Annotated in this window: 4 protein-coding genes; all 4 read right to left on the minus strand. The window is 76.1% G+C overall.

Annotation, left to right across the window (positions count from 1 at the left end):
- Positions 1 to 39 precede the first annotated feature (39 nt).
- Entirely contained in the window at positions 40 to 3258 is a 3219-nt protein-coding gene (locus HCN56_RS23695) for an AfsR/SARP family transcriptional regulator (protein ID WP_245246944.1), read from the minus strand.
- A gap of 102 nt (positions 3259 to 3360) precedes the next feature.
- Positions 3361 to 3882: a pilus assembly protein TadG-related protein gene (locus HCN56_RS23700; RefSeq protein ID WP_167974407.1), complete on the minus strand. Its 522-nt coding sequence runs from the start codon at positions 3880 to 3882 to the stop codon at positions 3361 to 3363.
- Complete coding sequence (locus HCN56_RS23705) at positions 3879 to 4322, minus strand: TadE/TadG family type IV pilus assembly protein (RefSeq protein WP_312871407.1); 444 nt, start codon at positions 4320 to 4322, stop codon at positions 3879 to 3881. Before HCN56_RS23705 ends, HCN56_RS23700 begins: the two co-directional genes overlap by 4 nt.
- Before the next feature lie 6 nt (positions 4323 to 4328).
- The coding region (locus HCN56_RS23710) for a TadE family protein (RefSeq protein ID WP_312871408.1) at positions 4329 to 4786 on the minus strand (458 nt) is incomplete at its 5' end.

The following is a 4786-nucleotide window of genomic DNA, read 5'->3' on the forward strand; positions in this document are numbered from 1 at the left end:
GGCCGGGCTTCACCGCCCGGCCGGCGGCGGCCGTCGCGGTCACCCGGCGGCGACCACCTGCCGCCAGGTCGGCAGCAACTCGTCGAGCAGCGCCTCCGTCTCGGCCGGCAGCGGCCGGTCGACGCCGAACAACTGGCCGTGGTGGGCGGTGAGCCACTGGGCAGCCCCGGTGAGCCACTCCGACCGGCCGGTGGCGTGGGCTGCCCGCAGCAGCTCGTTCCACAGCCGCTCGTCGGCGGGTGCGGCACCCAGCGCGGTCCGCACCGCCAGGTAGGCGGGTTCGCCCTCGCCTGCCTCGCGGTGTGCGCCGGACAGTGCCAGGGCCACCTCCGCGACCAGCAGCGGGTACTGGGCGTCGATGACCTCGTGGCGCAGCCACTCGAACCTGCCGGACTCCCGCTGGCCGTCGAGGAGCGGGCCCCGGGCCAGGCTGAGAGCGTCGGTGAGCCGCCGGCGCCGGTCCGCGGGGTGCGGCCCGGGCCCCGGCGCGGCGACGGCGCCGTGGTGCAGGGTGCGGAGCACGTCCCAGTCGGAGACGACCCGCTCGGAGAGGACCAGCCGCCCGTCGGCTCCCGCCGACAGCCGCGGGCGCCCGGTCGCGTTCTCGATCCCGAGCCACTCACCGAGCCGCACGACGAAGGCGTCACGCACCTCGTCGGTGACACCCCGGGGCCACAACGCCGCCGCCAGCACGCGGCGGTGCACGCCGGAGCGCCGGAGCAGCAGCACGGCGAGCGCCTCCCGCAGCAGCGGGGCACGCTCCGGGTCCGGGTCGGCGAGGCCGGTGAGGGTGTAGCCGCCCATGATCTCGGCGTACACCTCCGGCTTGCCGCCGGCGCCGAGGTCCACCAGGAACGGCGGCGCGGCAACAGCGTCTTCGCTGGTGTCCTGCTCGCCGAGGGCGGCGAACATCCTGACCACGGTGGCACGTTCGTGGTCAGGCAGCAGCTGCGCCGCCAACTGGAGCCCCATGTCGGGTTCCGTGAGCCGGCCGTCGGCGGAGATGCGGAACTCCCAGGCCAGGCCGGGCAGGTCGGGTCGGTCCGAGGTGACCAGGTAGCCGATGCCCAGTGGCGCCGAGACCGAGGCCAGTGCGCCCAGCCGGTCGGCTTCCTCCGCGCTCGGGGTGACGCCGACCACCACCAGGTGGGGAGCCCACTGGTGGCCCCGGGCGGGGCCGGTGCGGCCGCGCAGGACCGAGTCCTGCCCGGTGTGCTGGAGGTTGCCGTGCCGCAGCCGTGTCTCGGTCTCCATGACCTCCAGGAGCCCCGCGATGTCCTCCAGGTGGCGTACCCGGGTGGGGGCCAGCGCGGTGAGGTCGGCGGCGAAGCCGACGAGGCTGACGGTCATCCGGTCCGCCCAGCCGCTGGTGGCGAGTTCCGCGGCGATGGAGGAGAGCACCGCCTCGCGGTCCGCCGGCGCGCCGAGGACGGAGACCAGGCCGGGCACGGCCTCCAGGTTCAGGAGCAGCCGGATGTCGTCCCTCGTGCCGAGACTGACCAGCCCGGGGTACGGCGCCTCCGCGTCGGCGGGGACGTCGCGGACGGCGTCCAGCCGGTACCGCTCCAGCGTCCAGTAGGAGTCGCTCTGCCCCAACTGCCACGGGGCGGGCGGGATGCCGGCGGGCTCGGCGAGCTGGAGGTGGAGTTCCTCCTCGCCGAGCCAGGCCGCGTAGACGACGGGGAGGGAGCGTCCGGCGGTGTCGAGGTCGGCGGAGAGACGGCGCAGCGCCCGGTCGAGGAAGGCGACGGCGGAGGGGTCGGCCCCCGCCAGCAGTGCGTCGCGCGCGTCGCGACCCGCACCGTCACGGGGTTCGAGGTCGTCGCCCGCTCCTCGGCGCAACGCTCCCGCGGCGGTCTGCCAGAGCGCGTTGCGGCGGGTGCGCCCCAGGGCGCCGAGCAGTCCGGCGGCGAGCAGCGGGGCGGCCACCAGCGCGCCGGGGAGGCCGGGGCCGTCGTCCGTCCCGGGGGCCGGGGTGGCGGGGGCGGTGGGTACGGGCCCTGCGTGCCGGGCGGGGTCCGCGTCGGCCGCGGCACGGTCGTGGCCGGGCGCGGCGATCACCGCTCCGGGCGTGGGGCCGCTGCGCGGGTCCGGCACCGGGGCCGGGGTGACGTCCATCCCGCCGTGGTCCGGGCCTGCGTCGCGCGCCGGACCGCTGGTGCCCGGGGTGACGTCCATCCCGCCGTGGTCCGGGGCCGGGGCGGCGTCGGGGGCGTGCTCGGGGTCGGCGGCGGGCCCGTCGCGTCGGTCCTCGCCGCCGGGGAGGGCTCCGGCGTCACCGTCCGGGGTGGCGCCGGGCGGCGGTGCGGCGGTGTCGGGGGTGATGTCCATGCCGCCGTGGTCCGGGCCGGCGTCGTGCCCCGGGCCGGTGATCGGGATGTTGCCGTACTCGCTGATCTCCTCGGCCTCGGCCGGGGTCAGCTCGGCCTCGTCGTGCGGCAGTTCGACCAGGTCGCCGCCGTCCGCGTCGGCCGGCATCTCCAGGATCCATCCCGGGCGGATCAGGGAGGCCTCGGTGAGGCGGGAGCCGTCGGGCTGGACGCGGTCCTTGTTGAGCTCGTAGATCTCCTTGTACCGCAGCCCGTCGCCGAGATGGCGTTCCGAGATGCCCCACAGGGTGTCGTGGTGGCGGCCCTCCGGGGGCTGGATGCGGTAGAACTTCGTGGCGTCGGCGTCGTCCGGCTGTGCCGCTCCGGCGCTCTCCTCCGGCAGCGCCACGGCCGGGGCGGCCTGGGTCAGGGCGGCGGGTCCGGCGGTGGTCTGGCCCGGTGCGTACTCGGCCTCGGCGACGACGCCGTGGCGGGGCTGGGAGCCGAAGCCGTCGCCGACGGCGCTGAGCCCGGGGGTGAAGCCGGCAGCGGTGGTCCCCAGCAGGAGCAGCGCGCCGACGAGTTGGCGGGCGAGGGCCTGGCTGGCGCCGGCACCGGGGACGCGGGCGGGCATGCCGACGCCGGAGACGGCGGCCTTGACCTCCACCAGCACGCAGGCGGTGAACTGCGCCCAGGCCACCCACACCAGCAGGGTGAGGATCTTCAGGAAGACGGTGGTGGAGATCTCCTGGCGGAGCATGTCCAGGCTGGGTGCTCGGCTGGGCAGCGGCCAGCCGACGAGCCAGGCGAGGGCCAGCGGCACGCCGACGACCAGGCAGGCCAGGGCGAGGAAGGCGGCGAACGCCTTGAGCACGTCGCCGAAGGAACGCCCGACCTTCACCGGTACGGGCGAGCGGTTCCCGCTGCCGGAGTGAGTGGTGCGCGCCATGGCGTCTGCTCCTGTTCGGTGGTCGTACGGGCGGTGGTGTTCGTACAGGGGGCGTGCGGGCGGTGGTGGTCGGGGCGCGTCCGGCGGGGCCGCGCGGTGCTCTCAGCCGGCCTCGGCGACGGCGGTGGCCTCCCCGGTGACCCGGACGCTGGAGGTGAAGACGGAGGAGAACAGCGGCCGGTAGTCGACCAGGACCTGCACCACGACCTGGCTCTCGCTGGTGCGGGCCCGCACGCAGTGGGCCCCGGAGACCTCGGCGCTGGTCAGGTCGTAGTGGCGGACGAACTCCTGCACCCGCGCGTCGCAGTTGCCGGTGTTGATCGGCGCTCCGGCGGCACCGGCCCGGATCGCGTCCTCGTCGAGGTCCGCGGCGGCGTACCTGGCGGCCTGCTCGGCGATGTCGGCGGCACGTTCCCGGTTGGAGATCGCGAGGCCGCCGTCGACGACGAACGCGGCGAGGGTGATGACGGTCAGCGCGAAGATGACGACGAGGATCGCCGCCGAGCCCCGGTCCCCGTGGGCCTCGGGACTGCCGTCGGGTGCCGCGGGGCCGTCGGCGGCGGGGGCCGCACGGGGTGGGGCAGTGCGGGCGAGGGGCGGCGCGGTGCGCGCGGGGGCGGTCATCCGACCCGCCGGTAGGGGTCGATGGGGGCGACGGAGGTGCCGCTGACGCGGTTGGCGGTCGGCAGTCCGACGAGGTCCATGCCCCGCACCTCGCACTCCACCCGGACGACGAACAGGCCGCCCTCGCTGAAGTCGGTGCCGCCGAGGAACGGCCCGCTCCACGAGGAGCAGACGTCCTTCAGCTGGTCCGCCAGCACAGCGGCGGCCTGGGCACGGCCGGTGGACTGGTCGCGGGCGAGCGAGCCGGCCCGGGCGGCGTCACGGGCCGCGCCGTCGACCGCCGCGCGCGCCGAGACCTGGTTGCCGAGGACGAACAGCACCAGGATGAAGAGGATCATCAGCGGTGCGAGCAGCACGACCTCGACCGCGCTGATGCCCCGGTCGCGGTCCTGCCGCGAGCGGGCGCGCGGCGACCGCCCCGTCCCCCCTGTGTCATGCACGGTGTGTCATCCCCCGTCCGGTACGAACCGTTCGACCGGCCCCTCCGAGACCGCGGTCACCCGCAGCGACATCCCCGGCAGGATCGCCGGGGCGTCGCCGGCGACGGTGACGCTCACCATGTCGCCGTTGCGGCCGACGGGCACCGAGACGTTGGAGAGCAGCCCGGGCCCGGCCAACTGGCGCACGTAGTCGTGGGCCTTGGTGCGTGCACTGTCCTGCCAGCCGGCGGAGACGTCCGCCTCGCGGCGGGCCTCACGGGCGCCGGCCTGGGCGGCGGCCTTGGCGACGTCGGAGGCGAACGAGTACAGCGCGAACTGCACCGCGCCGAAGATCAGGAAGAACATGATCGGCGTCAGCATCACGAACTCGACGGCGGAGGCCCCCGAGTCGTCGCGCATCGCGGCCCCGAGCCGCGCGGCCCGGCCGGCGCGGGCCGGTGCCCGCCGGTCGGCCGCCCCGGGGC

Source organism: Streptomyces lonarensis (assembly GCF_012033735.1).
GTDB classification, from domain to species: Bacteria; Actinomycetota; Actinomycetes; order Streptomycetales; family Streptomycetaceae; genus Streptomyces; species Streptomyces lonarensis.